Source organism: Brevibacillus sp. HB2.2 (assembly GCF_013284275.1).
Lineage (GTDB): Bacteria > Bacillota > Bacilli > Brevibacillales > Brevibacillaceae > Brevibacillus > Brevibacillus brevis_D.
The window spans coordinates 30552-57512 of sequence record NZ_JABSUV010000027.1 but is presented as its reverse complement, the minus strand read 5'-3'; the positions used below and the strand labels follow the sequence as shown (position 1 = coordinate 57512).

The following is a 26961-nucleotide window of genomic DNA, read 5'->3' as shown; positions in this document are numbered from 1 at the left end:
TGGCAATCGGGTATCTGATTCTTGCCTTTACCGAATTGGCAGCGCTAGAGATTTTTTAAAAAAGAAGGGCCGCTCGCTTCCAAATGGAATGAGCGGCTTTTTCGTACGTATCGTCTTACCAAGTCACAAAAGGCGGTGAGCCTGGTGCTTGGTGCTGAATTTGTTGCAAAATCGGATAACCGTACGCGAGAATAATCAGGAAGGCGACCAATCCGATCCAAACTGGCCAGCGTTCCAAAATTTTTGGAACTTCTTGCGTTGTCTCTGTCTCGGCAATCGGATATTCTGTATTGCCTTTTGGTGCGTAGAAAGTCAGATACAGCAAGATCAGGATCAAGAGAATCGCAGATACGAACAACAGTCCTCCACCGAAAGCCATCAAGCGCTGGTAATCCATCCAGCCCAGAGCTAACGGGTGATCCATATACGTTGTGTAGTCCGTGCGGCGTGGCGCCCCTTGCAAGCCCATCGTGTGCATAGCGAGCGACATCAAGAACATTCCTACTGCCCAGAAAACCGTTTGCACCATTCCCATCCGATTCGCAGTCTTGGTCAACTGCCTTCCGGTCAATGCTGGAATTAGCCAAAAGGTGACACCGAAGAAGGTGAGCGCAACAGCTGCTCCTACTGTGATGTGGAAGTGACCGGTAACCCAAATCGTATTGTGCACGACCGCGTTAATCTGGTTACTTGCGTTAATAATTCCCCCAGCTCCGCCAGGAATGAAGAACAGCATTCCTACAAATGGAGCAAAGAAACGTACGTCTGTCCAAGGCAGTTTTTTGAACCAACCAAAAAGTCCAACTCCGCCTTTTTTACGTCCAGTTGTTTCAAAAATAGCAAACATCGAAAATGCTGTCATCAAAGACGGGATTACAACAATCAGCGTCAGTGTCACGTGGATCATTTTCCATGCCGGTGAGATTCCCGGCTCCATCAATTGGTGGTGGAACCCGACAGGAATTGAGAACAACAGCAGGCAGATAAAAGCGAGTCGACTGAGCGAATCACTGAAGATGTGACCGCCAATGATTCTTGGTAAACATACATACCAAGCCATATAAGCAGGTAATAGCCAGAAATAAACGAGTGGATGACCGAAAAACCAGAACAGCGTACGGCTGAGCATGATATTAATCGTAGGAACCAACCCGAGTGACCACGGGATGAGTTGGAACAGAACCTCCACCGCTACTGGAATTGTCGCAGTAATCCACAGAATGTAAGTTGTGACTCCCATGTAGAGGAACAGTGGAGACGTTTTCCCTTTATTTTCGCGTTTCCATTTGCGATAGCTGGCAAAAACCCCGAATCCCGCTAGCCAGCTGCCTACTACGAGCAAGGCAGAACCAATGTAAAAGTACGGAGATGCTTTCAGTGGTGCGTAGAACGTATAAAGGACAGAGGCTTCATTCAACAGAATGGTGACAACAGCCATCAACGTCCCTAGCGTCATGAGAATCCAGCCGGCCCATCCAAATTTCAGGGCGGCTCCGTGCAAGGAACCACCTGTCGTGCGGGCGACTCCTGAGAAAATAAATCCGACGATGAAGTACGTGGTAAAAATAAGTGCCATCAACACGCCATGAGCGGTCAAAATTTGATAGTAATTTGTCCAGCTCGGTAGTTCCATGATTCCACCGCGAACCATTCCCTGTACCATCCCAGCCACAGCTGCCAAACCGAATGCAATATAAGCTACCCACACATAGGCCAAACTAAGCCTTGCCGCAGAACGCTGAACCGGGACATGGGGGAGTGTATCTTCGACCTTCCGTGCGATTACCATAGGATTCACCTACCTTTATTTCACAATAATTGTGGTCGCCATTACCTGATGACCTGCGCCACAGTATTCGTTACAAAGGATCAAATACTCACCTGGCTTGTCAAACGTGTGTGTCGCCGAGCTGATGTGTCCAGGCAGAACCATGAAGTTAATGTTGGTCTCTGGAATCTGGAATCCGTGAATAACGTCTGGACTTGTGACGTGGAAATTCACCGTTGCGCCAATTGGTATTTCCATCTTGGTCGGAGAGAAGCCGAAAGCAAATGCTGTCATGTAAGCGTCGTATTCGTTGTCTCCTACCTGTTTCAAGCCTGGTTTATCAAAAGGAGGCGTCTCCGTAACCTTCTCCGGATCAATCATTTCCATATTACTTGGCGGAGCCATCCCCATGGCAAACGCATTGACGCACAACAATACAATAAATAAGGCCAAACCGCCTGCGCCAAGCATCAACCAGATTTTTTCATATCGATGCAAATGCATAAGTACCCTCCTTTACTTCCTTATTACGCCCTATCCAGGAAAAGCCCAAATACACCCAACCAACCGACTAGAATGATACCTCCGACGATCAGAACCGCGACAAACGTTCCCTTCAAGTCTTCCTGGTCCGTTTGCAGCTTGCTGGACTTTGATTTCTTGCCTTTCTCCGCCTTGTCAACTTGCGTCTCCATCGCGCTCTTCTCCTTTCCTACGTGCCTCATGGGCGCGGTGTAGTTTTCACGCCTTCATTCTACCGCTGGAACCCCTTGGAAGTAATTCGGGGAAATCCCCTAAAATGTTCCGGGAAACCCCTGATTTCGACCTTTTTATGACCATTTTTGGTCACAGGTTCGACACAAAAAAAGACGACCCCGTATTGGGATCGTCCTTACTCAAAATCCAGCCAGCCCTTCTTTATCGCATACCGCACCAAATCAGGCCTCGTACGCAGGTGGAGCTTTTCCATAATATGCGCTTTATGCGATTCTACCGTCTTGACGGAAACAGTGAGCTGTTCGGCAATTTCCTTGTTGCTAAAGCCCTTTGCGATCAAGACCAGCACTTCTTTTTCCCGATCAGTCAGGATGTCGTACTTGGCCTGCTCTTCACCGTTCTTGACCATTTGAAGAAATTCCTCGATTAGAGATTTCGTCGCAGATGGATACAAATACGCCATGCCCTGATTGACCGAGCGGATCGCCGTGATCAAATCGAGGTCAGGGGCGCTTTTTAAAATATAGCCGGCAGCACCAGCTTGCAGTACCCGAAACAAGTATTCCTCGTCATCATGCATCGTAAGCACGAGCACCTGAATGTCTGGTGCCGTTTCCTTCAGTCTGGCCGTTGCCGTCAAGCCGTTTTCCCCAGGCGGCATGCTCAAATCCATCAGGACGACGTTGGGCCGGACCTCCCATGCTTTTTCACATGCCTCTTTTCCGTCAGCCGCATATCCGACGACTTCCATGTCCTCCTGAGCGTTGATCAGCATCCCCAGCCCAGAGCGTACAATCGCATGATCATCGGCGATCAAGACACGAATGCTCATCCTCTACCCCCTCCTTCGGCACCGGAATTCGGACGATCACCGTCGTTCCTTCCTCGGGTGCGGAGCGAATATCAACGGTACCACCAAGCAGCTGGGCACGCTCCTTCATGCCAAACACACCGAGACCTTTGCCGATTTTCAATGTTTTCTCTACTTCAAATCCTACGCCGTCATCCACAATCGTGACGACAATTTCCTTCTCCCTATTCTCGAACATGATTCCTAGATGGCTCGCCTTTGCGTATTTTGCCGTATTAGTCATAGCTTCCTGTACAATCCGGTACAGTGCTGTTTCCATCGCAGCAGAGTATCTGCGTTTTTCCCCCTGAACATGCAGCTCCACCTGGATGTGAAACGTCTTTTCCACCCGTTTCATCAACGAACGTAAGGCAGGCAGTAAACCGAGATCATCCAGTGCAGATGGACGCAGCTCCAGTGCCATACGCTTCACTTCCTCCATCGCCTTGGAAGTCATATTCACCAATTCCGCGACATGCTGCATAACCGGCTCGCTCAATTCTCGTTGCCTGACTACGTTTAATCCCACTAAAATACTATAAAGCGCCTGCCCTACGCCATCATGCAGCTCCCGGGCGATGCGCTTTCGCTCTTCTTCTTGTGCTTGGATCGCAAAATTCGTCAGCTTGTACTGGTAGCGCTCTTTTTCCACTCGCTGTTGCGCAGACATATCACGCAAAATCATGACCAGCTTCCCCTGCGATTCATCCTCTAATCTCGCTGAGCTTGCAGCGACAGGGTAATCCACACCCGATTTCGTTCGGAGCCTCATTTCGAATGAAGGCATTTGCACGCGCTTAAAAAAGCAATCCGCGCAGCTCGTTTCTTCCATACACGTTGCCATTCCGAGACACAGCTCGCAAATATGTTTATCTCGAATTAGCTCTTCTTCTGTCCAGCCCGTCATCTGCTCCAACGCAGCATTGGCTTTTACGATTCGTCCCTCCTGATCAATCACCAGGATCGCATCGCTGACGTTGGCAAAGATGGACTGCATCAGGGAAAGCACTTCACTCGACGTACCCATGGCTCCTCCTTTTGAGACAATCATCCTAACGTTATTGTAAAGTTTCCATAAAAGAAAGTGTATCAGGGAATTCCCTGAACATAAGAAAACGGGACAGCAAATGCCATCCCGTGCTTTCTCTTACTCTACTACGATTTTTTCAGCGGTGCCGATAGGAGGCAGGCTCTTCGTCATCATTGGGCCGTAGAAGGCAACTACTTGCATATCCTCTTTCAGCTCAGCTGGCGAGAGTACCTTGTTGTCTCGCGCATTGATGATCACCGTTTTTTCGGTAATGTTCAGGTTGATTTTTTCTTGGGAGGTTCCGGTAATACCGCGACCCTCTACGAGCATTTTGTAGTTGCCATCTTTGTCAGCAGAGATGCTCGCTACTTTTCCCGCTGTTCCCAGGATGTCCTGAGTCTCCAAGCCGCCTTTTACCGTAATGCTGAGCGCACTCGTTTGTGGCGGCAAGCTCATTGCCATGAATTTCTCGGTCGTAGCATCTACGGCCATACCCAGCTTCAAGTCTTCTGGCTTCAGTACTTTACCAGCTTCATCCGTAATTTTGGTGTCTGCTGTCAGGTGCAGGATGATGCCAGACTCATAGATGTTCAATGTAACCGAGTAGCCTTTATCGGATTTGTTGATGTTCGTAATGGTACCCGTACGCATAGGAGCGATTTCGTCCTCCACTACAGTCACTGTATCATCGGTTACATTCACGTCTGCTTGCAGGATTTCGTCTACGAATTTAACTGGCACATAGGTGCTGCCATTCAGTACGCGAGGCTCTGCTCCCAGCGTTTTGTACATTTTTGCGAAAGGATAGCGATCCTCTCCTTCTTTTGCGTAGCTGGTAATCGCGCCTCTTTGCACTTCTGCTGCTTTTTCCTTGTCGTTCCAGCTTACTTTGAAACCAAGAGCTTCAGCAACAGGACGAAGTGGAACCAGTACGGTTTGTTGACCTTTATCGAAGATCGCATCCTGTGCGATTGCCTGACCGTTTATGTTAACAGAAAGCTCTTTTACTGGTTCGGAGGTTGCGGATACCACGCTAGTTCCCAAAGCGGCCAGTGCCGCGATTGTCATCATACCTGTACGGAATCTTTTCATATTGTTTATGCCTCCAATGTGCTTGTTTGTTTTTGTGTGTCTCTATTCATTGGACGGCACCCTTTCAGAAACGTTTCAACAAATTTTTCATAGATGCGTAAATCCTTCATGTATAAGCGAAAAACATCACGGCTGGCTTGGGATCGGGTTGCTTGGGACTTGGTCCGTTCGCGGCATCGGTACATCGGGCTTGCCTGATGGATTGTCGTACAAATAAGTCGGTACCTTGCCGACAATCAGGGCTTCGGAGACTGGGATTTGTGTAGTGACCGTCTGTTGCTTGGTCGCAAACGGGATAATGACCCGCAAATCGACTTCGACGTGAATGTAGACAGTCACCAGCACCATATTGATCCCGGCTTGCTTCAGGCCTGTTTCCAGCTTCGTTTTGACGGCGCCAATCGGAACGAACGACACCGGAATATCAGGCCCAATGTGCTCCAGAAAGACGTTTTTGGTAGCCAAGCCTAGTGGTATGGTTGTCTGGACGTGCTCCTGCTCGAATTCCTTCAAGCGATTTTGAATACGGGCAGTCGTTTCCCCCACAATCCGGGAATACTCTTTGAAATTAAAATTCACCGCTTTGATGCTACCACTCTCGTCTTTCTCCATGATGACTACTTCGTTGACGTCGACACCCTGCTGGGTCATGCGTTTGGTGACTGCATCGGTAATCGCGAGCTTGGCGACCTGCTCTGCCTTGGCCTGGGCAATCAGCATCAACGTCGGCTCCACCCTGCGTTCCACAACGATAAACAAAACAATCAATACTACAAAGATTAGCAGGATCCCAGCAAAAATTCTCCTTCTGCGTCTTTTCCATCCTCCCCTTCTCACACGCACGATGGCCCCCTCTCCCCTTTGGCGGCTCGGTTAGTCAGGACGAACCGTACGCATAGCTGGGCTTTTTTCTTTGCTTGTGCGCTGTCTGCCACCGGTAAGCACCCCACCGATTCCCGCGACAAACGTAGGAACTCCCGCCGTGACTAAAATTAATGCCCAATCGCGCAGATTCAGATCCGTTGTTTTGAAGATCGGCTGGAGTGCCTCCATGTATACGACACCGATCACGAGCACGATCGACGAAAGTACGGCCCAAACGAGGTATTTGTTTTCAAATACATTGCGGTGAAAAACACTGTATTGACTCCGGCAATCGAAAACGTGAATCAGCTGCGCCATCACCAACGTGACGAAAGCGACCGTTTGGGCATGCACCAAGTCATTCGGATTCTCTTTGAGAGTCAGCCAGAACGCGAGCAGCGTCATGGCCCCGATGAGAAAGCCACGGCTAATAATTTTCCAGCCCAACCCTCGGCTGAATATGTTCTCTGCCTTGTTGCGCGGCTTCTGATACATCGTATCTTTTTCCGCCTGATCGATGCCCAGCGCCATGGCCGGTAAACCATCCGTCACGAGATTGACCCACAAGATCTGGATCGGCACCAAAGGCAAAGGAAGCCCGAGGAGCATTGCAAAAAACATGACGAGAATCTCGCCCACGTTGGACGCCAGCAAATAACGGATGAATTTTCGGATGTTGTCATAGATGTTACGCCCTTCCTCGACGGCTGCTACAATCGTGGCGAAGTTATCATCGCGCAGCACGAGATCGGCCGCTTCCTTCGTCACATCCGTACCGGTAATCCCCATCGCGATCCCAATGTCTGAGGTCTTAATCGCAGGAGCATCATTGACACCGTCCCCGGTCATGGCGACAACATGTCCTTGGCTTTGCAGGGCACGGACGATCCGAAGCTTGTGCTCAGGAGACACACGGGCATAGACAGTCACTCGCTCCGCATACTCTGCGAGTTGCTCATCTGACATGCCATCCAGCTCCCGCCCCTCCAATACTTCTCCGTAGCCACGCATCAAACCAATCTGACGGGCGATTGCTTCTGCTGTCACCTTATGGTCGCCTGTAATCATGACTGTCTTGATCCCTGCTTGATGGCAAAGATCGATCGCTGGACGCACCTCTTCACGCGGTGGATCGATCATCCCGGCCAATCCGACAAAGACAAGATTGTTTTCCAGAGAGCCAATCGGCTGTCCCGGGCGATAGCCTTGCAGTGTCTTATAGGCGAAGCCTAGTACGCGCAACGCTTTGCCCGCCATGTGTTCCGTTTGCTCCAGTACCTGGTGACGAAGCGTTGCGGAGAGTGGAATGAGCTCACCCTTCCACAAAATATGTGTCGATCTCGCCAGCAATGCCTCTGCCGCGCCTTTGGTCAGCAGGGAATACACACCGTCCGTCCCCTTTTCGACGACGGACATCATTTTGCGGTCAGAATCAAAGGGGAGCTCCTCCACACGCTGTCCCTGATTCTTTGGGGTGGTACGCTCTGTATTACCGCCCAATGCCTTCGCGGCAAGCACCTTGAGAGCACCTTCAGTCGGGTCGCCTATGACTTGCCAAAAGCGTGATGCCTTGCCCATTCCAAGCAAATTGCGCGTGCTTTGCTCCTCGCATGTCAAACGGGCATTGTTGCATCGGTCTGCGATTCGGATCATTTGCGTGAGAGCCCCGTCACGGGCGGGAGATACCATTTTCCCCAGGTAGTGAAAGGCTCCCTCTGGTGCGTAGCCGCTACCGCTCACCTCATACGTGGAATCGCTGTGCCACACTTCGGTAACGGTCATTTTATTTTGAGTCAGGGTCCCTGTTTTGTCGGAGCAAATAACAGAGGCGCAGCCCAACGTCTCGACTGATGGCAGCTTGCGTACGATCGCATTGCGGCGGATCATCCTTTGGACGCCAAGCGCTAGCGCGACAGTCACAATCGCCGGCAAGCCTTCCGGAATCGCCGCAACTGCGAGACTCACCCCGGCGAGGAACATCGTAAACAGCTCATGACCATGCCAGACACCAGCAGCAATGACCACAATCGTCAACAGCAGTGCGACGACCACAAGAATCTTGCCCATTTGCTCCAAGCGCAGCTGCAAAGGCGTTTCTGCTTCTTCCGCTGTATTCATCAAGTGCGCGATTTTCCCAATTTCTGTGCTCATCCCTGTCGCTACGACGATACCGCTCCCTGTTCCTCCGGTCACCATCGTACCCATGAACGCGAGATTTTTTTGGTCGCCAAGCGGTACAGTGGAGGCCTGGGCTGTCTCCAGTCTTTTCACGTTTTTTCCGACGGGAACAGACTCTCCTGTCAATGCAGACTCCTCTACCTCTAGCCGATTGGCCGAAAGCAAACGCAAATCTGCGGGAACACGATCCCCGGCCTCCAATTGCACCAGGTCACCAGGTACCAGCCGCGAAGCCGGTATCATGGAAATGTTACCACCTCGGATGACACGCGCCATCGGGGATGCCAGCTCCTTTAGCGCTTGCAAGGATCGCTCAGCCTTGGCCTCCTGAATAAAGCCGAGGATGCCGTTAATGAGGATGATCGCAATAATCGCAATCGCATCCAGGTACTCTCCGAGGAAGTACGAGATCAATGTTGCAATGAACAGGATGAGCACCATAAAATCCTTGAACTGATCAACAAAGACCGAGTAGAGAGGCTTTCGCTTTTGTTCAGCCAACTGGTTGGCACCTTGTTTAGCCAGTCGCCGCTCCGCCTCCTGCTGAGTCAACCCTTGCGCAGCATCACTATGAAGGGCTTCGGTCACGTCGGCCGCCGCCAGCGTGTACCATTTTCGAATTGGCTGTGTATCCACCTACATCTCCTCCATCCACATCTCACTCATTTTCATGTGTATGCAGACGAGCTAGAAAATAAAACAACCCGTCCATTTATCTGGACGGGTCCGTGTTAGTTTGTCGGTTATTTCAAACTTTTGGCTACACCAATGCAAATCAACAAAATCGGCGGCAGCCAGGTGAGCCGCGTCAGCCAGCTGGCTTTTCCTGCACGGCTGCCGAGAGCAATTCCTACCACAAGAAGCAAGGCACTCATCACTGCGATACAGAGAGCGACAAGCAGTGGCGAGTATCCCAAAAACGTAAGGCTGATGCCTGCGCCGAAAGCATCCAAAGACAGAGCAAGCCCCAACATGACGGCCTCCCAGCCCATAATATGCCCAGAACGGTCAGTATCGGCTTTGGACGGATCTTTTAAAATCTGGATCATCACACCAAAAATGCGGAACTGCGACAATAATACGATGGGTTCCTGCTCTTCCTGTTTTTCTTCGGCTATAACGGCGTTGTTGCTCGCAGCAGTAGACTCCTGAACCTCTGTCCCTGACCTTGTCGCAATCAGCCGCCACAGAGTAAACAAGCCCATGAGGATCAAGACCGCGGCACCAATATACTTGCCAATATCGGGTGTTAACCATTCGGTGAGGGATGAGCCTACGAGCATGACACCATATACAACAGCAAACGAACAACCAGAAACGACAACGAGCGACAAAAAGGGCATTCTCATGTTCCGTAAACCATACGTCAATCCTACACTGACACTGTCCATGCTGATGGCCAGGGAAACGAGCAGGAGTGCGAGCCATCCGCTCATATGTGGTCACCTCTTTCCCATTGCCTATTAGGTATACGCGAAAAGCTCCGCTGATGTGCCAAGAAACGAATAAGGTTTGACTACGAATGTTGAAAACGAATATTGCCATACCACTTGGGAACTGTTACTATTAAATTAAACAACGTTTAAAACATTATTTAACAAAACACTCTTACTTTCAATAAAAAGGAGGTTGGTCATGTCACAGGCAGATAAAAACAGCGAAACGAAAGCGAAAATTTTGCAATCGACACTTGCTTTAATCAAGATGGAAGGCTTCGAGAGTGTGACAGTGCGGAAAATCGCAGCGGATTCCGGTACAAACGTAGCTTTGGTTAACTACTATTTCGGTTCCAAGGATAGGCTCATCAATGAAGCCCTCAGTGCCTTTCTAGGAAGCTTTACACCTACATTTGATATCTTGGATAACACCTCACTGCTTCCCCAAGAACGACTCAAGCAGTTTTTAATGAGCTACGTGCAGATCATCCAGCAATATCCCGAGCTGGTTTCCCGAATCTTCTCACTTGGTGGCGCTGTATTTACCTCTCAATATGAATACGGTCAATTTCTCAAAAGCATCGGGTTTGTGAAGATTGCGGGAGTTTTGAAGGAAATTACCCACGAAGAAAACCATGAGGTTCTCATGATGATGATCATGCAGTTGTTTGGAGCGATATTTCTTCCTGCCTTGCTCAAATCGATATTGTCTACAGGCGCTGGCATCGAGGTCGCTTCGGTAGACCAACAGATTGATTTGTTATTCGGACGCTATTTTCATGAAAAATAGGAAATAGGGGGAGAGACAAATGGGCTTTTTGCGAAAATATTGGCCTGACCTCGGGTTGTTGGTGGCAATAGGTGTTGGTCTGCAAGTCATGCTGCAATGGGGCACCATTCCTGCTATTGAGCGGCTGTTGTGGCTGAGCTTCATCGCCATTCTTGTTCATCAGTATGAAGAGTATCGTTGGCCCGGATATTTTGCCGGACTGTTTAATGGTTTGATTTTCAAAAGCAGCCATCCAGAGCGATACCCGTTGAATCCACAATCTGCGATGATCATCAACCTGGTCATTGCCTATGTTTTTTATCTGGTCCCCCTCTTGTTCCCGACGGTCATCTGGCTCGGTTTGGCACCGATTCTCATGGGCTTCTTCCAGTTTATCTGGCATGGAATTTTTGCGAATATAAAAGCGAAAACGCTCTACAATCCGGGCTTGTTCGCCGTTATCCTTTTCCACATTCCGATCGGGGTATGGTATATCCGGCATATCATCTCCACTGGCATGGTAACGACATCAGACTGGATCATTGGGACGAGCTACTTCATCGTTGCTGTGTACATTCTCATTGTGAAGGGGAATATGTGGCTAAAGAACGAAAATTCCCGTTATACCTTTACTCGTCAACAGTTGGGGCCTTACGTACACAAATCATAAAAACCAGCTCCTGAAAAGAAAAAGAAGAGGCCACTGTCGGCCTCTTCCTTTTCTTTTAACTATTTGATTTCAATCGGTACTTCCCACTTCACGTCGTGTTCCACCATATAGGTAGCGTAGGATACCGTGAGCTTTTTCGGTTGTTGCTTCAAGCGCGGAATCGTGATCTCACCTTTGATCTGTACTCGTCCGTCCTTGTCTCTGGTGCTTTCCGTACTCACTGCCGCAGGGTAAGTCTTCCCATTTTCATCCTTTACAGACCAATCGCGGTTCTCGACTATGCCTTTTCCTAATGTACCCTCTATGGTCATTACGGCCTCACCTAGATCTTCGCCGTTACCTGGCTCCCATGCAAAAGAAGAGAATGTAAAGGTACTACCTGTCTCATCCTTGAAAGTCGCACCTTTCTTGTCTAGTTCTGTTGGAACCAGATCAAATGTAGGCGAAGCCAGCTTTTTCTCATAAATTTTCTTTAGCTCAAGCTTTAATTTTTGTTCTCCCTGTATCGGGCCAAATGTATGCCACCAATTCAAGACATCGCCTTCTGGTCTTTCTTCCGCTTCTTCTTCTGTTCTTGGTGTGAAAAGAACATTCTCCTTTTTATCCAGCTCATCATCCAATGATTTCATATCCCAAGCTGCTACTATTTCTCCTTTTTCATTGGTGATTTCGTACATCATATTCTCTCCGGAAAAAGCAGGATCACGCTCTTTTTCTGTGATAATGGCCCCTTGCGGATTTTTCCGATCGTACAGGATCGACGTTCGTTCAACCTCCAAATAAGCTGATTTTGGGAAAGTGGTATCCAGCATGACCCGTGTCGCACTCGGGGAAAATTCGATATTTTTCAGCTCAATCCCGAGCCCTTGCGGCGATTGAAAAGCCGTATCCTGGAAGGCAACCGTTTTCGTCGCTTCCTTGGCTTTCTTCATATCGATCGGAACTTCCAATGACCATTTTCCTGTCTTATCAGCGATTTCTGTCTGCTCTAAATGCAAGGTCAGTTGGTCAGGAGTCGCCTCAGTTGATTCGAAGATTTCGTTCAAAAATCGCTCTGTGATGAAAAACTCTCCATGACTTCCCGAATTATCTCCTCCATCATCCTCGAACCAATCTTTTCCGTTCTGATCAATCAGCTTCGCATTCAAAACATGATCTTCAATCTTCTTGCCGCTCTCGTCGTACACATCATAGATGACTGCGATTCTCATCGAGTCAGCCAATAGCTCTTTTAACTCGACAGTAATTCCTTGATCGGTTACTTTTTGCTCAAGCTTTTGGACAAGGCCTTTATTGACAGCATTTTTCATACCGCTATCCGCATTTTTTTCAATCTGGAACAAGCTATTCACATAATTCGCAAACGTAGGTGATACAACCGTTCCAGTCACCACCAACGCGGTAAGTCCTGCTACTACCAATCCTGTCTTCTTCACAATATCCCAACCCCTTTGTCTTCTGGTTCGGGAGGAGTGCTTTCGCGTAGAACGTGGAGGAACTGCATCAGACAGCTTATCCATGACCTCATCTGTAAACGAATCGGGTACAAGAGCATCTGGAATGTCGGAAAAATCCACTTCTTGCATGCCTTCTACCCACTCTTGCAGGTGCTTCTGGCATTGTGGGCAATTTTCCACATGTTGCTCCAATCCTTTGCTCTCGGCAGGGGCCAGCTCATCGTTTACGTATAGCTTCAATTGATTAAACATGAAGCATTTCATAAATAGCTCCCCCTCCCATCGTTTTCTCTAGGCTGTCCTTCATCTTTTTGCGGGCACGGAATAATCGCATCTGAACGGAGCTCTCCGAGAGAGACAGTCGCTCGCTGATTTCCCGATACGACAGTCGCTGTAGGTAAAACAGGACGAATACCTCCCGATACTCCTCATCCAATAGCATGATGCTGCGTTCCAGCTCGGCGTCCCGTTCTTTTTTCAACAAAGTCGTCTCTGGCGTGTCTGGGTCAATCAGCTGCTCCTCATCGATTTCTACCTGCTCTGTCCGTTTACGTTTTCGCATTTCATCGAAACAATGATTGCTCGCAATTCGATACAGCCATGAAGAAAATCTGTACTCAGGCCGATAATCGTGTAAACGATAAAAGGTTTTGATAAACACGTCTTGAGCCAAATCCTGTGCGTCTGGCATGTTGCCGATCATCCTGTACAAATAGCCAACGATCTTGCCCTTGTATCTGTCAACAATTTGTCTGTACTGCTCATGATCGCCAGCCAGGATTTGCTCGATTAGTTCCTGATCGTCCGGCATTTTGCTACTCCTCCATCTATCACAGATCAAGCCAGCGGGGAATGCTGCGCAGCTTCCGTTTTGGTTGATTCATAAGCTATTACGGATTTGCTGGAAAAACCTTTCTCTACTTTTAAAAAATTCTATAATCACTTATCGAAATAAAAAAGAAGAGGCCTCTGTCAGCCTCTTCCCCTGTCTGTCTTTCCTCTATTTGATTTCAAACGGCACTTCCCAATTCACGTGGTGCTCCACCGTATATTCGGGATAGCAAATAGTAAGTTTTTTCGGTACTTGCTCCAATTTCGGAATGACCAGCTCTCCTTTGACCAGTACGCGTCCATCTTTATCTCTAGTGCTTTCTGGTCTCAATGTCGCATAGTAAATCTTCCCGTTTTCATCCTTTACATACCAATATTTGATGGAGACCACATCTTTTCCTAGTGTACCCTCTACAGTTATCACAGCCTTGCCTTTTTCCTTTCCGCTAGCAGGTGTCCACGAAAAAGAGGAGAATGTAAACGAACTGCCTGTCTCATCCTTGAAAGTCGCTGCCTTCTTGTTTAAGTCTTCTGGAATGAGGTCGAATTTGGGAGAAGCCAGTTTGTTCTCATAAACTTTTTGGAGCTGAAACTTTAACTTTTGTTCACCCTGTAGCGGGCCAAATGTATGCCACCACTTCATGATATCGCCTTCTTGTTTACTGGACAGTCCAGAGACGTAAAGAACATTCTTCTTTATCGCGATTCCTTCATCTAATACAAACATATCCCGAGCTGCCACGACCTCACCTTTCTCGTTGGTAATTTCGTACGCGATATCACCTCCTGATAAAGTAGGTTCGACTTTTTTGTTTGTGATGTGGACTCCACCCGGATGCTCCTTATCATACATGAGCACTGCCCGTTCAAACTCTACATAAGCTGATTTTGGAACCGTTGAATCCAGCATAACCCGTGTCGCACTTGGGGAGAATTCGATTTGTTTCAGTTTAAGCTCAAGCCCTTGTGGTGATTGATACACGGCGTCTTTGAACGCAACCGTCTTGGTCGCTTCTTTCGCTTTCTTCATATCGACCGGAATTTCCAAGTCCCACTTCCCTGTCTTGCCTTCGATGTCTGTTGGTACGATTTTCAAGGTCAGTTGTTCAGGAGTAGCCTCCGCCGATTCGAAAATATCGTTCAAGCTCACCTCAGTGATGAAAAACTGTCCATGATTACTCCCAGACTCCTCGCTTCCATCCTCCGCCAACCAATCTTTTCCGTTCGAATCAATTAACTGAAGCTTCATAGAGTGATCTTCTATTTGCTTACCATTCTGGTCGTACATATCAAAGATAATAGCAATCCTCATCGAGTCAGCCATCAACTCTTTTGCTTCGAAAGTAATCCCTTGATCGGTTACCTTCTGCTCCAGCTTTTGGACAAGGCCTTTATTCACGGCATTTTTCATCCCGCTATCTGCATCCTTTTCAATCTGGAACAAGCTATTCACATAATTCGCAAACGTAGGTGATACAACCGTTCCTGTCACCACCAACGCGGTAAGTCCTGCTACTACCAATCCTGTCTTCTTCACAATATCCCAGCCCCTTTGTCTTCTGGTTCGGGAGGAGTGCTTCCGTGCAGTGCGTGCGGGAACCGCTTCGAACAGTTTACGCATGACCTCGTCCGTAAACGTATCGGGTACAGGAACTTCCGGATAAGTGGAAAATTCCTCTTTCAGCATGTGATCTACCCACTCTTGCAGCTTGATTTGACATTGTGGGCATTCTACTGCATGCTGCTCCAGTCCTTTGCTTGCGGCAGGGGGGAGCTCGCCATTGGCATAGAGCTTCCATTGATTAAACATGAAGCATTTCATGAACATCTCCCCCTCCCATTGTTTTCGTCAGGCTTTTTTTCATCTCTTTACGAGCACGGAACAAACGCATTTGAACCGCGCTCTCCGTAAGAGACAGTTGCTCGCTGATTTCCCGATACGACAGTCGCTTTAAGTAGTGCAGGACGAACACCTCGCGATACTCCTCATCCAGCTGCATGATACTTCGTTCCAGTTGGGCGTCCCGTTCCTTTTTTAACAGGGCGGTTTCTGGTGTCTCTGGATCAACGATCTGTTCCTCCACTATAGCCGTCCGCTCCGTCCTTTTGCGTCTTCGTATTTCATCGAGACAATGATTGCTCGCGATTCGATACAGCCATGAAGAAAACTTGTGCTCAGGCCGATAGTCTTTCAATAGGTAAAAGGTTTTGGTAAACACGTCTTGAGCCAAATCCTGTGCGTCCGGCATGTTACCGATCATTTTGTACAAGTAAGTGACGATCTTGCCCTTGTACCTGTCGATAATCTGACTGTACAGCTGATGATTGCCAGCCAGGATTTGCTCGATCAATTCCCGATCGTCCGGCATTTCTACTACTCCTCCATCTATCACCGATCAGCCTTTGGGGAATGCTGCGCAGCTTCCTGTTTTGGTTGATTCACCACTAATACGAACAGGCTGGAAAATCCTTTCTCGTTATTTTGAAAAATTTTATTTTCCTGTCAAAAGAGGTACCGCAAAGCTCACATCGCGATGCTCCTTCAACATACTGTCAAAGGTGATCGTCATTTGCTTTGGCAAGGATTTCATCTCCTCGATTTCCAAATTCCCTCTTACTTTCATCCGTCCATTTTGATTGGCGGATTCCTCGATATGGCATACCGCACTGTACTTTTTGCCCTTTTCGTCCGTCACGTACCATGTATCAAACGGGAAGATTCCCACTACTCCTTCCGCTAGCGTCCCCTCAAACTCGATGTTGTGGGAATCCTCTCCGCTACCCTTAGATACCTTGTGAAACGTGAAGCGAGTCCCATTCTTTTCTGCTGTAACTGGCTTTGCTCCCACACTGGCAGGGTCCAGTTTTACGCTGAATCCTGGCTCTTCCTCTGTATAAACAGCATGCAGCTTAAAGGTTAGACCATTCGATTCTTTCAGGTCGTGGAAGTAATGAAATTGTCGCAGCCCTTTTTCCACTGGAACAGACTCGCGCCATTTCATCGTATTGATTACGTTTTTCTGAATGCTCTCATCATGGATAGCGACTGCAGAGTCCCATGCGCCAAGGACGACTCCCTTTTCATTGACAAGCTGATAGCTGAAGTCCTTGTTATTCGAATCAATCACCACTTCTGTTCCACTCGGTGCAAAGGTAATCTCTCGCAAATCGAACTGAAATCCTTGGAGAGAGGTATGAGACTGATTGACAGCCACTGTTTTCGTCGCAGCTTTTGCTTTTTTCAAGTTCACGGGTACCGACAGCTGCCAGTTTCCTTTGGTACTGCCCATCTTTTTCATGTGGAACTCTACGACCAGCTCGTCCGGCAGCTTGTTCCCATCGTCAAAATAGCTTCTGAGCTCGTGTTCAAACAGGATGTAATCGCCTATCTGGTTTGTTTTCCACGACACTTGATTGGGGGATGAGCTATGTAAAACCTTGCCCGCTTTATCCTTGATCGTGATTTCTTGATATTCATGGGTGGGGGTGTGGAAATTATCCCAATACACATCTGTTGCCTTGCCGTCTTTGTCTTTTACCCCGGCGATGATACTGATGCGCAGCGGGTCTGCCAGAACCTCTTTTGCTTCCAAGATAAAGCCTTGATCGGTCACTTTCAGATCAAGCGGCTGGGTAAATCCATTTTGAGCGGCTTGCAAAATTCCAGGATCTCCAGCCTTTTGCGAGACAAACAAGCTAGTGTTCACAGACGGTGCTGCATTCACCACTGCTGCCGGACTACTTGTGAAAAACGACGGGGACACGAGGATTCCCGTTGATACAACGACTGCCAATGCTGCCACACATAATGCCATTTTTTTCATAACTGCTCCACTCCTTATTTTCCTAGATTCACTCTATATTCACGAGAAACAATCGTTCGGTTCACGAGGAGCACGCAAAAAAAGAGCCCGACAGCCTGAACGAAATCAGGTCTGCCGAGCTCACTCGTTATCGAATTTATTTCATAGATGAGATGGGCTTTAAACACGTTCAGATAGTGCCCGAGCGAGCAACTCTACCAGTCTCCTTGCATACTCGCCAGTCGTATCTCTTGCCCCTGAGAATTCCGTCACTTCCATACTTGTTACGCGCGAATCTCGCAAAACAGTTTCCAGTAATGCTTCCGCTTCGGACAGCGACAATCCTTTCTCACTTGGGGAATAGGCCGCTGGCATCGCGTCTTTGTGCAGGATATCTACGTCGAAGTGAACGAGGATTTTGGCATCAGGCGGGATCGATTGGAGCGTATGAGAAACTCGTTCCACGATGCTTCCTTCTGTAAGCTGGGCCAGGGTCATGACCTCTACGCCAAATGTCTCCGCGGGCATCTGCTGGCAGCCGACCAGACGGATTCGCTCTGCATCCCAGCCGCTTGGTTCGATCCATTGTCCGCGATCCTGAAGCAAAAACCACAATCCCATCCCTGCCGCCCCAATACAGCGAGAGGCCGATGGAACTACGGCATCGAGATGACCGTCAAGCACGAGCAGATACGCTTTTTCCTGATACTGAGCCTGATGAGCCTGTGCCGTTGCAACGACTAAGCTGCAATCGCCGCCGAGCATCAAGACAAAGTCGTCTGTATCGAGCCACTCTTGCGCGTCCTTTTGCAGCAAATCCCAGAACATGCGTGGTGCCGGCCAATTACGAACTGGTGAAATATTATGGCGAGGCAAATCATCCGGAAGCTTTAGATTCCCTACGTCCTGCACTTCCAAGCCATGTCGCTGCAACTGCTCGATCAATCCTGCTGTACGAAGCGCGTCCGGAGCTAATTCTGTGCCGGAGACATATGCTCCTGTGAAATGCGGGATACCAGCCACTTTTACTCTGATAAATAGTCCCTCCAAAGGAATTCATGGTATGAATGTCCTTAAAAGTATATCACAGCCTGCCTTGCAAAAATTGGATGAGATCACCGACGGACGGTCGTAACCACCGATCTGGCAAGGATGCTTTTTCCCCACGCAGCAATTGGCAAGCCAGTGCATTCGGATGGACATCTGCACTTAAAAAATACACTTGGTGTACAGGCTGTGGGAGTGCGTCCATGAGCTCCACACATTTGCTGACATACGTTTGAAGCGCATCCCGATAGGCGGGAGTCGTTAATGCTGCGCCACACCACACGTCAATTCCGGTCAACGCCTTGGCATGGGCTGCATCCAAGCTTTTGGCGAGCGAGCAGATAACGAATAGCAGCTTCTCTGGAGCCAGATTGAACCGCTTCTGATACTGCTTGGCAAAACGGGCGAGCGTCGCATTCCAGGACGGCGTATCGTAGCTGCCGAGATCAGGGATGCATTTGAGTGCCCCGACTAGCTGCTCTTCCCTCTTTATAAACAAGAGACCGTCGATCACTTGAAACGAAAGCCCGCTCAACTGCCCGGACAAAAACTCACCCACCCGCTCATGCATGACGCGAGAGATTCGCTGTGAGGATTTGCGCTTTAGCTTTTGCCGTATGCGCACCTCTTCTTCCTCCAGATAGACCCGGATCAGCCTGGAAAATAAATCTGCCTCCGTAGATGGCTCTCGTATCAGGCACTCCAAACGGCTATAGGCGTCTGCCACGCTTTGGTCCCATTGCCCTTCTTTTTCTGTGCCCATCATTACCCTCCCTCACATCATATCGGGTGCGTGATCGGCCACGACCAGCACATCCATGTGTCGGACCTCCCGCAATAATCGCTGAATGACCGAACCCTCGAGAATTTCCTTCCAGCGGGTTCGCGCCGACTGCCCGATGACAACCTGCGTCGTTCCTTTTTCGTTCATATGCCAAACTAGCTTGGTGAAAACCTTGCGTCGGGAAGGGGCTTCGTATCGTTCAAAACGACCTCCGAGACGCTCCGTTAGTACCTTCAGCTTCGCCAGCTGCGTCTCTTCCTCTTCTGTCAGCGACGGATGATCCTGCACGTAAGCTACATGCCAGGACGCCTTCAGCCGATAGGCAATTCGGAACCCTCGGCGAATCAATCGTTCACTATCTGCCCGCAAATTCACACAGACAAAAATGACTTCCTGCTGCCGCCAAGGCCCGCGCAGCGTTCGTCGCTCCCATGCCTCCAAGCGTTCGTCGACGTCGTCGGCCACTTCACGCAAGGCCAGCTCTCTTAACGCGATCAAATTCCCTGTTTTGAAAAAGTTGGTTAGTGACTGCTCCACCTTTTCCATCGCGTAAATATTTCCCTCCCGCATCCGCTGGCGTAGCGCTTTGGGTGAAATATCAATCAGCTCTACCTCATCTGCCTGATGCAGAATATGGTCCGGCACCGTCTCTCGAACGCGGATTCCCGTAATTTGCTCGACGCTGTCGTTTAAGCTCTCCAAGTGCTGAATGTTCATCGTGGATATGACAGAAATACCCGCAGCCAAAATCTTCTCGACATCGTGATATCGCTTCTCATAGGCGCTTCCCGGCACGTTCGTATGTGCCAGCTCATCCACCAGTACGACCTCCGGATTTCGCCGGATAATTTCGTCTGTGTCCATTTCTTCTAGCGTCACATTTTTATACGGGATGCGCTTGCGCGGGATAAGAGGAAGTCCCCCTACCTGCTCAATGGTTTCTTTTCGTCCATGCGTTTCTAAAAGCCCAATCACCACGTCGATGCCATTTTCAGCTAGCTCGTTACCTTCTCGGAGCATCGTGTATGTCTTGCCGACACCTGGTGCAGCTCCTACATATACTTTTAGCGTCCCGCGCTTGATTTTCCCGATTTCTTGCTGCATCTCCTCATCGGAGAGTCGTCGGTACGGATTGACCGTTACCGCCTGTTCTCGCTTGGTCGGCATGACGCGCTCACCGTCTCGCTCGGAACGATCTGCCACGATCAAGATATCAATATTTTTCGTTTGCCGAAGAATCTTATGGACGATGGAGCCGTACCATATCTCGTCCCAGCGCGTACGCTTAGACTGCCCCATGACGATGCGGGTCACATTATTCTCCATCGCATAGGCGACGAGCTCATTTGCTACGTCCTTTTCACGTGCAAGCATCTGCTCTTCAAAGGTACCACCGACTTTGTCCACGAGCTTTCCGATGGATCTCTTAAAAGTCGCTTCTTCTTTCGTCAGCTTTTTGGATAAAGGGAGAAAACAGACGACCAAGAGCTCTCCGCCGAGCCGCTTGGCAACCTGTTGTCCGCGCCGAACCAATATCGAGCCGTTCCAATGATACTGGGCAGAAACCAGCACCCTCTCTGTGGCTCCTGAAGCCCCCACCATGCCGTGCTTCTCCCGATAATCCTCCAAATCCTCGTTTACGCCCGTAGCTACGAACCGAAGAGCGAGTTCCCGCAGCATATGCAGATTGTCTCTGCGAAACAACGGATGCTGGGTTCGAGTTGGGTTGCTGTCGTCTTCTTGCAGCCGTTTCAGAATGGCTTCTGGCGTGACGTCGAGCAATTTCACCTCGTCAGCCATGGCAAGCGTATCCTCAGGAACACACTGGTCAATCCGCACTTCTGCCTTCGTCAGTCGCTCCGCCATTTCTTTCATCCCGGCTAACTCGTAAATGTTGACCGTCGCAATCACACTAATATTGTTATTCAGCAAAAACTGAACATCTTCGAGCCGGGTTGGACGCGGGGCATCTGGACGATTGCGATGAGCCAAACCGTCTACGAGCACAACTTCCGGATCTCGCTCGATAATGGCTGCAACGTCCAGATCATGTCTCGCTTCCCCGAGAGAATGCCAGTTGATTGGCTCGATTTGCTCCAAGCCCTCCCGCTTTTGCGCCAGCTTGGGATGAGTGGCCTCACCTGAGCCAGCTACGACCACATCAATCCCTTTTCTCTTAAGCGACTGCCCTTCCATTAACAGGTGATAGGTTTTACCTGCACCACTGACTGCCCCCAGAATGATTTTCAGCCTGCCCCGGTGCATTCTGGAGATGGACTGCAAGATTTCCTCCGGGGACTTTCGCCGAAACTGCTCTACCATCTCGCAGCCCTCCTTCTATCTTTACTTCTTCAATTCGTCCAAGGCCAAATTCATCTTCACTACATTGACACGCGGCTCTCCGAATACACCCAAGCTTCTTCCCTCTGTATTCGCTTCAATCAGTGCCTGGAGTTGTACCGGTTCGAGATTGCGCGCCTTGGCTACACGCTCCACTTGTATCTGGGCAGCCTTTGGCGAGATATGCGGATCCAGACCGGAAGCGGAGTTAGTCAGCAAATCAGCCGGGATGTCTTCCTGCTTCACGCCAGGATTCGCTGCTAGAAATGCGGCGATATCCTTTTGCGTACGTTCGATCAGGGCCGGGTTGGATGGCGCGTAGTTGTTCGAGCCAGAGCCTGACGCATTGTTATCAATAGAAGAAATGCGGCCCCAGAAGTATTTCGGATCGGTGAAGGTCTGCCCAATCAGCTCGGAGCCGACCACCTTGCCGCTCCCATCGGTGATGAGACTGCCACTTGCTTGTGCAGGCATGACAACCTGTGCAATCCCTGTCATCGCCAGCGGGTAGGCAACGCCACAAATCAGCAGCAAAACGAGGCTGAGACGCAAATTTTTCAAAATCATATCAGTTCACCTGAGCTTTCTTTTTTCAATATGAATTAAATTAAATTCAATCCACTCAAAATCAAGTCAATCAGCTTGATGCCCACGAACGGAACGATAATTCCTCCCAAGCCATAGATCACCAGGTTGCGGCTAAGCAGCTTTGTCGCGCTCATCGGCGTGTATTTCACACCTTTCATCGCCAACGGAATCAGGATCGGGATAATGATCGCATTGAAGATCAAAGCGGACAAAATCGCACTTTGCGGTGTAGCCAAGCCCATAATGTTGAGCGCACTCATTTGTGGGATCGCCAGCATGAACATCGCAGGAATGATCGCGAAGTATTTCGCTACGTCATTGGCGATACTGAACGTCGTCAATGCACCGCGTGTCATCAAAAGCTGCTTGCCAATCGCCACGACCTCGATGATTTTGGTCGGGTCAGAATCCAAGTCGACCATGTTCGCTGCTTCCTTCGCCGCTACCGTTCCTGTATTCATCGCCAGACCAACATCGGCTTGTGCGAGAGCTGGCGCGTCATTCGTACCATCACCTGTCATGGCGACCAGCTTGCCTGCCGCTTGTTCTTTGCGGATCAGCGCAATCTTGTCTTCCGGCTTGGCTTCCGCTACGAAATCGTCCACACCTGCTTCGCGGGCAATCGTCGCTGCTGTCAGCGGGTTATCTCCCGTACACATGACCGTACGAATTCCCATCCGGCGCAGCTCTTCAAAGCGTTCGCGCATTCCTGGCTTTACGGTATCCTTCAAATAAATCAATCCGAGAATCGCATTGCCTTCTACTACAGCCAATGGCGTGCCGCCAGCCGTTGCAATCCGGTTTGCTTTTTCATCCAAATCAGCAGGAATGTTGCCCCCTTGCTCTGCCACGTATTTCTTGATGGCATCGACGGCTCCTTTACGGATGAGGACCCCGTTTGCCAGATTCGTCCCGCTCATTCTTGTTTCAGCGCGGAACTCCACGCCTTCGGAACCGGGCAATTCCAGTTCAGCAGGTGCCAGACCTTGTTTTTTCGCCAGCTCTACAACAGAGCGTCCTTCCGGTGTTTCGTCATGAACCGAGCTTTGTGCAGCTACTCGGTTCAATTCCGTGCTTTTGGTGTTGCCTACGGTGACAAACTCGGCAGCCATTCGGTTACCGTGCGTGATCGTTCCTGTTTTATCCAAAATAATAGTGTTGATGTCACCAGACGCCTCAACCGCTTTACCCGACATGGCGATGACGTTAAACTGTGTGACCCGGTCCATACCCGCAATCCCAATCGCTGACAAGAGTCCGCCAATCGTGGTTGGAATCAAGCAAACGAGTAAAGCAATTAGTGTCGCAACCGGAATGGCTGCATGTACATAGTTGGCTATCGGCAGCAAAGTCGTGCAAACGATCAGGAAAATCAACGTTAAGCTGACCAACAGCGTATTCAACGCGATTTCATTCGGGGTCTTCTGTCTCTTCGCACCTTCCACCAACGAAATCATGCGATCCAAAAACGATTCGCCGGGATCAGTCGTCACACGGACGCGGATGCGGTCACTGACGACACGTGTGCCTCCCGTGACAGAGCTGAAATCGCCACCTGCTTCTTTAATGACCGGAGCGGATTCACCCGTAATCGCTGATTCGTCCACAGAGGCGACACCCTCGACGATTTCCCCGTCGGATGGAATCAGCTCGCCTGCTTCCACGATGACCAGATCGCCTTTTCGCAGTTCTGTGGAACTGACGACTTGCATGCGACCATCTTTCCCCACTTTTTTTGCTTGCGTGTCCTGCTTCGTTTTTTTCAAGCTCTCTGCCTGTGCTTTACCGCGCCCTTCTGCCAATGCTTCTGCGAAGTTGGCGAACAAAATCGTCACGAACAGGATCAAGCTGACGACGCCGTTGTAAAATGGGTCCGAAGCTCCCCCAAACAAATTCGGCACAAACGTCAGGAGCAGCGTAATGAAGAACCCGATCTCTACCACGAACATGACTGGATTTTTCATCATCACACGCGGGTCCAGTTTTTTGAAGGACTCGACAAAGGCCCGTTGATACAAATCTTTAGGAAGCGCAACCGTGCGCGTTCTACTCATGGAAAATTACTCCTTTGCCTCTAGTATTCATTTTCAAATCGATGTTCAAAGTGAGCTATTAAACTTCCTCTTATCATCGGATTGTTAGCCATTCGGCGATTGGGCCCAGAGCAAGCACAGGCAGGAATGTCAGTGCGCCTACGATCAACACCGTCGCAATCAAAATCACTGTGAATACACTATTGTCTGTGCGCAGTGTACCCATTGTTTCCGGTACCGGCGTTTTTGCGAGCAAGGAGCCTGCTACCGCCAGCATCGTAATGATCGAGACGTATCGGCCAAACAGCATGACGAGTCCGGTAGAAATGTTCCAGAAAGGCGTGTTGTCGCCCAATCCTTCAAAACCGGAACCGTTGTTGGCTGCGGAAGAAGTGTACTCGTACAGCACTTGTGAAATGCCGTGGAAGCCTGGGTTCGACACTGCGGACGATCCCATTTCTGTTGCCAATGCAATAGCGGTTGGCGCCAAAATAATCAGGGGATGAACGAGAATCGCGATGGCGATCAGCTTCATCTCTTTTCCTTCGATCTTGCGGCCTAGGAATTCAGGCGTACGCCCTACCATCAAGCCCGCCAAGAATACAGCCAAAATCGCATACATCAAAATGTTAATCGTTCCGACGCCATCTCCCCCGAATACGCAGTTGAGCATCATTTCACCGAGCGGAACCAAGCCGCCAAGTGGTGTCAATGTATCATGCATGTTGTTCACGGTTCCTGTCGTTGCCGCTGTTGTCACGGCAGTGAACAAGGCGCTTTGTGCGATGCCAAATCGGACTTCTTTTCCTTCCATGCTGCCCATTTCTTGTGACAGGCCAGCCCGCTCTAGCGCAGGGTTGCCGTTTCCCTCATTGGCATAGGCCGTGATCAGGAACGCCAGGAACATCATGAACATCGCTCCAAAAATAACCCAGCCTTGCTTGCGGCTCTTCGCCAAGAAGCCGAATGCGAACGGCAGTGCCGCTGGGATCAAGAACATCGACAAAATTTCGATCACGTTTGTTAGCGGTGTCGGGTTTTCAAACGGATGCGAGGAGTTTACCCCGAAGAATCCGCCCCCGTTTGTTCCTAAATGCTTAATCGATACGAGTGAAGCAACGGGACCACGAGCGATTTGTTGCTCCGTTCCGCTAATGGTTGTCGCTGTTGCGGTCGGCTCCATCGTCTGTGGCACGCCTTGGGACACCAAGAGCAATGTCACGACAATCGCCAGTGGAATCAACACACGTGTATGAGCACGTACTAGGTCTACGTAGTAGTTACCGATGCTGCGTTGTCCAGTCAGCCCGCGCATAAAGGCCATCACGACCGCGATCCCTGTCGCTGGGGTCGTAAACATCAGGTAAATAATGACCAGCATCTGCGATAGATACGATAATCCGCTCTCTCCGCTGTAATGCTGAAGATTCGTATTCGTCAAAAAGCTGACAGCCGTGTTAAAAGAAAGCAACGGCTCCATCGCCGCGATTCCACTCGGGTTTCCAGGTAACATCCCTTGCAAACGAAGCAAGAGATACGCAATGGCTACCATCGAAATGTTGCTTACCAGAACAGCCATTGCGTACTGCTTCCAGTTCATATCTGCTACGCGAATGCCAGACAGCTTGTATATCGCTTTTTCCAACCCGCCAAAAACACGGTCCAATCGGTTCGTCTCCAGCGAAAAGGAGCGTGCCAAATATTTTCCCATCGGTATGGCGAGCACGAAAAGCACCACCAAAACCAACGCTATTTGTATAAAGTCCACGACAGTTCCTCCTACTCCCTCTAAAAAATGGCTCCAAATAAACGAATGATTCGGCTAACCCCTAGTATTTTTCCGGGTAAATCAATGCGTGGCACAAATACATCGCAAGCCCTGCCATAATCAAAAGCAACCAGATCATTTCTCTTTCCCTCCCTGTTCTCTTACCACGGCGTCACAAAACTTGATGAGTGCAAAAAATACACCGAATGAAAGCGCCAAGAGCAGTATGGAAACCACGTCCATGCCATGTCCCTCCTTTTTTCTGGTACTGACTATCCCGTAAAGTCTGGCCGACTCGTCTCTCTCGCTTCCCCCTGCACAGGCTTCCTTTTTTAAAAAAACCTGCCATTTGGGAAAAAAATAGACCAATGCTTACGATTTCCCCGAAAAAATCGCCACATTTGACCGAGCGAAAGATAAACAGACGAAACAAGTCGCCCGCCTTTTCGCGGCAAATCAAAACGATCCTTTGTATCGGAGAAAAAGTACTCATTGGTCTACCTAACGCCCAGCCGACTTGAAGTTGCCTTCTTTGCGTTTTGTCTCCCGTTTCCTTTTTCCGAAAACAGCTATTTACTTGTGAGTAAAACGGTCATTGGCCGTTTTTGAGCAAAACGAAAAGACCTGCGTAACGTTTCGAGTCAACCCTTGTTGTCCCTCAATGGATAACAAAAAGGCCTCCTCAAATAGGCGGTCTTTAGACCTCCCTCGCTTTAGCCGACGAAGTTAGCTGACGGGTAGGATGGCGAAAGAGTTTCTCATCCCTCCCACGATTCATTCGTGGGATTAACCCCTACTGATTGGGTCCTCCGTTCCCGAGTGCCTCGGGATTTGGCCATATTTTGCAATTGTTGGTTACGAATCTCATTATACGTCCGGCATAATCGGATGTTAATGTCCTATTTCAGTCTTTTTCACACGATTTTTGCATTCTTT

22 protein-coding genes and 1 riboswitch are annotated in these 26961 nt (G+C 49.4%); of the genes, 2 read left to right on the top strand and 20 right to left on the bottom strand.

What is annotated here, in order from left to right:
• Nucleotides 1-115: 115 nt before the first annotated feature.
• The 9 genes from HP401_RS30985 to ytaF form a co-directional block, all read right to left on the bottom strand.
• A complete protein-coding gene (locus tag HP401_RS30985) occupies nucleotides 116-1789 on the bottom strand; it encodes a b(o/a)3-type cytochrome-c oxidase subunit 1 (protein ID WP_012684152.1) in 1674 nt (557 codons plus the stop codon).
• Nucleotides 1790-1804: 15 nt separating this feature from the next.
• On the bottom strand, nucleotides 1805-2272 hold the full coding sequence (locus tag HP401_RS30980) for a cytochrome c oxidase subunit II (protein ID WP_173606208.1): 468 nt from the start codon (nucleotides 2270-2272) through the stop codon (nucleotides 1805-1807).
• A gap of 23 nt (nucleotides 2273-2295) precedes the next feature.
• Entirely contained in the window at nucleotides 2296-2463 is a 168-nt protein-coding gene (locus HP401_RS30975) for a cytochrome c oxidase subunit 2A (protein ID WP_087345710.1), read from the bottom strand.
• A 197-nt stretch (nucleotides 2464-2660) separates the two neighbouring features.
• The gene (locus tag HP401_RS30970) at nucleotides 2661-3317 is read right to left on the bottom strand and encodes a response regulator transcription factor (protein ID WP_012684149.1); all 657 of its coding nucleotides are present in this window, start codon (nucleotides 3315-3317) and stop codon (nucleotides 2661-2663) included.
• The gene (locus HP401_RS30965) at nucleotides 3289-4362 is read right to left on the bottom strand and encodes a PAS domain-containing sensor histidine kinase (RefSeq protein WP_026133877.1); all 1074 of its coding nucleotides are present in this window, start codon (nucleotides 4360-4362) and stop codon (nucleotides 3289-3291) included. Before HP401_RS30965 ends, HP401_RS30970 begins: the two co-directional genes overlap by 29 nt.
• Before the next feature lie 120 nt (nucleotides 4363-4482).
• The gene (locus HP401_RS30960) at nucleotides 4483-5457 is read right to left on the bottom strand and encodes a copper amine oxidase N-terminal domain-containing protein (RefSeq protein WP_173606207.1); all 975 of its coding nucleotides are present in this window, start codon (nucleotides 5455-5457) and stop codon (nucleotides 4483-4485) included.
• A 126-nt stretch (nucleotides 5458-5583) separates the two neighbouring features.
• A complete protein-coding gene (yunB, locus tag HP401_RS30955; RefSeq protein WP_173606206.1) occupies nucleotides 5584-6300 on the bottom strand; it encodes a sporulation protein YunB in 717 nt (238 codons plus the stop codon).
• Nucleotides 6301-6330: 30 nt separating this feature from the next.
• On the bottom strand, nucleotides 6331-9135 hold the full coding sequence (locus HP401_RS30950; protein WP_173606205.1) for a calcium-translocating P-type ATPase, SERCA-type: 2805 nt from the start codon (nucleotides 9133-9135) through the stop codon (nucleotides 6331-6333).
• 107 nt (nucleotides 9136-9242) lie between these two features.
• Nucleotides 9243-9935, bottom strand: coding sequence for a sporulation membrane protein YtaF (gene ytaF, locus HP401_RS30945; RefSeq protein WP_173606204.1), 693 nt, complete (start codon nucleotides 9933-9935; stop codon nucleotides 9243-9245).
• Nucleotides 9936-10134: 199 nt separating this feature from the next.
• On the opposite strand from ytaF, the gene HP401_RS30940 reads away from it, so the two are divergent.
• Both HP401_RS30940 and HP401_RS30935 read left to right on the top strand, forming a co-directional pair.
• Nucleotides 10135-10725, top strand: coding sequence for a TetR/AcrR family transcriptional regulator (locus HP401_RS30940; protein ID WP_173606203.1), 591 nt, complete (start codon nucleotides 10135-10137; stop codon nucleotides 10723-10725).
• Between the two features lie 19 nt (nucleotides 10726-10744).
• Nucleotides 10745-11374 (top strand): HXXEE domain-containing protein, encoded by a 630-nt coding sequence (locus tag HP401_RS30935; protein WP_173606202.1) that lies wholly within the window; start codon nucleotides 10745-10747, stop codon nucleotides 11372-11374.
• A 59-nt stretch (nucleotides 11375-11433) separates the two neighbouring features.
• Here the strand turns inward: HP401_RS30935 and HP401_RS30930 are convergent, their stop codons facing one another.
• The 11 genes from HP401_RS30930 to kdpA all read right to left on the bottom strand — a co-directional run bounded on the left by HP401_RS30930 (nucleotide 11434) and on the right by kdpA (nucleotide 26025).
• Nucleotides 11434-13095: a DUF4179 domain-containing protein gene (locus HP401_RS30930; RefSeq protein ID WP_173606201.1), complete on the bottom strand. Its 1662-nt coding sequence runs from the start codon at nucleotides 13093-13095 to the stop codon at nucleotides 11434-11436.
• Nucleotides 13076-13642 (bottom strand): RNA polymerase sigma factor, encoded by a 567-nt coding sequence (locus HP401_RS30925; RefSeq protein ID WP_007728877.1) that lies wholly within the window; start codon nucleotides 13640-13642, stop codon nucleotides 13076-13078. The genes HP401_RS30930 and HP401_RS30925 overlap by 20 nt, the downstream gene beginning before the upstream one ends.
• A 189-nt stretch (nucleotides 13643-13831) precedes the next feature.
• Nucleotides 13832-15484 (bottom strand): DUF4179 domain-containing protein, encoded by a 1653-nt coding sequence (locus HP401_RS30920; RefSeq protein ID WP_173606200.1) that lies wholly within the window; start codon nucleotides 15482-15484, stop codon nucleotides 13832-13834.
• Nucleotides 15465-16031 (bottom strand): RNA polymerase sigma factor, encoded by a 567-nt coding sequence (locus HP401_RS30915; RefSeq protein WP_173606199.1) that lies wholly within the window; start codon nucleotides 16029-16031, stop codon nucleotides 15465-15467. The genes HP401_RS30920 and HP401_RS30915 overlap by 20 nt, the downstream gene beginning before the upstream one ends.
• A gap of 123 nt (nucleotides 16032-16154) precedes the next feature.
• Nucleotides 16155-17486 (bottom strand): DUF4179 domain-containing protein, encoded by a 1332-nt coding sequence (locus HP401_RS30910; protein WP_173606198.1) that lies wholly within the window; start codon nucleotides 17484-17486, stop codon nucleotides 16155-16157.
• 159 nt (nucleotides 17487-17645) lie between these two features.
• Nucleotides 17646-18488 carry an arginase family protein gene (locus HP401_RS30905; RefSeq protein ID WP_173606234.1) on the bottom strand — a complete coding sequence of 281 codons (843 nt, stop codon included), beginning with the start codon at nucleotides 18486-18488 and terminating at the stop codon, nucleotides 17646-17648.
• 61 nt (nucleotides 18489-18549) lie between these two features.
• Nucleotides 18550-19275, bottom strand: coding sequence for a hypothetical protein (locus HP401_RS30900; RefSeq protein ID WP_173606233.1), 726 nt, complete (start codon nucleotides 19273-19275; stop codon nucleotides 18550-18552).
• Nucleotides 19276-19287: 12 nt separating this feature from the next.
• Complete coding sequence (locus HP401_RS30895) at nucleotides 19288-21618, bottom strand: universal stress protein (protein ID WP_173606197.1); 2331 nt, start codon at nucleotides 21616-21618, stop codon at nucleotides 19288-19290.
• A 21-nt stretch (nucleotides 21619-21639) separates the two neighbouring features.
• Entirely contained in the window at nucleotides 21640-22203 is a 564-nt protein-coding gene (gene kdpC / locus HP401_RS30890; protein WP_173606196.1) for a potassium-transporting ATPase subunit KdpC, read from the bottom strand.
• A 35-nt stretch (nucleotides 22204-22238) separates the two neighbouring features.
• Nucleotides 22239-24278: a potassium-transporting ATPase subunit KdpB gene (kdpB, locus tag HP401_RS30885; protein WP_173606195.1), complete on the bottom strand. Its 2040-nt coding sequence runs from the start codon at nucleotides 24276-24278 to the stop codon at nucleotides 22239-22241.
• Nucleotides 24279-24351: 73 nt separating this feature from the next.
• A complete protein-coding gene (gene kdpA / locus HP401_RS30880; protein ID WP_173606194.1) occupies nucleotides 24352-26025 on the bottom strand; it encodes a potassium-transporting ATPase subunit KdpA in 1674 nt (557 codons plus the stop codon).
• Nucleotides 26026-26725: 700 nt separating this feature from the next.
• Nucleotides 26726-26872: riboswitch (cyclic di-AMP (ydaO/yuaA leader) on the bottom strand.
• Nucleotides 26873-26961 lie beyond the last annotated feature (89 nt).

What these genes read in the sequence shown, in the direction of transcription:
- HP401_RS30920 (WP_173606200.1), bottom strand. Translation starts at nt 15,484, where the DNA reads ATGAAATGCTTCATGTTTAATCAATGGAAGCTCTATGCCAATGGCGAG.
- HP401_RS30895 (WP_173606197.1), bottom strand. Translation starts at nt 21,618, where the DNA reads ATGGTAGAGCAGTTTCGGCGAAAGTCCCCGGAGGAAATCTTGCAGTCC.
- ytaF (WP_173606204.1), bottom strand. Translation starts at nt 9,935, where the DNA reads ATGAGCGGATGGCTCGCACTCCTGCTCGTTTCCCTGGCCATCAGCATG.
- HP401_RS30900 (WP_173606233.1), bottom strand. Translation starts at nt 19,275, where the DNA reads ATGGGCACAGAAAAAGAAGGGCAATGGGACCAAAGCGTGGCAGACGCC.
- HP401_RS30935 (WP_173606202.1), top strand. Translation starts at nt 10,745, where the DNA reads ATGGGCTTTTTGCGAAAATATTGGCCTGACCTCGGGTTGTTGGTGGCA.
- HP401_RS30975 (WP_087345710.1), bottom strand. Translation starts at nt 2,463, where the DNA reads ATGGAGACGCAAGTTGACAAGGCGGAGAAAGGCAAGAAATCAAAGTCC.
- kdpC (WP_173606196.1), bottom strand. Translation starts at nt 22,203, where the DNA reads ATGATTTTGAAAAATTTGCGTCTCAGCCTCGTTTTGCTGCTGATTTGT.
- HP401_RS30930 (WP_173606201.1), bottom strand. Translation starts at nt 13,095, where the DNA reads ATGAAATGCTTCATGTTTAATCAATTGAAGCTATACGTAAACGATGAG.
- HP401_RS30960 (WP_173606207.1), bottom strand. Translation starts at nt 5,457, where the DNA reads ATGAAAAGATTCCGTACAGGTATGATGACAATCGCGGCACTGGCCGCT.
- HP401_RS30965 (WP_026133877.1), bottom strand. Translation starts at nt 4,362, where the DNA reads ATGGGTACGTCGAGTGAAGTGCTTTCCCTGATGCAGTCCATCTTTGCC.
- HP401_RS30940 (WP_173606203.1), top strand. Translation starts at nt 10,135, where the DNA reads ATGTCACAGGCAGATAAAAACAGCGAAACGAAAGCGAAAATTTTGCAA.
- kdpB (WP_173606195.1), bottom strand. Translation starts at nt 24,278, where the DNA reads ATGAGTAGAACGCGCACGGTTGCGCTTCCTAAAGATTTGTATCAACGG.
- HP401_RS30980 (WP_173606208.1), bottom strand. Translation starts at nt 2,272, where the DNA reads ATGCATTTGCATCGATATGAAAAAATCTGGTTGATGCTTGGCGCAGGC.
- HP401_RS30970 (WP_012684149.1), bottom strand. Translation starts at nt 3,317, where the DNA reads ATGAGCATTCGTGTCTTGATCGCCGATGATCATGCGATTGTACGCTCT.
- HP401_RS30985 (WP_012684152.1), bottom strand. Translation starts at nt 1,789, where the DNA reads ATGGTAATCGCACGGAAGGTCGAAGATACACTCCCCCATGTCCCGGTT.
- HP401_RS30925 (WP_007728877.1), bottom strand. Translation starts at nt 13,642, where the DNA reads ATGCCGGACGATCAGGAACTAATCGAGCAAATCCTGGCTGGCGATCAT.
- HP401_RS30910 (WP_173606198.1), bottom strand. Translation starts at nt 17,486, where the DNA reads ATGAAAAAAATGGCATTATGTGTGGCAGCATTGGCAGTCGTTGTATCA.
- HP401_RS30915 (WP_173606199.1), bottom strand. Translation starts at nt 16,031, where the DNA reads ATGCCGGACGATCGGGAATTGATCGAGCAAATCCTGGCTGGCAATCAT.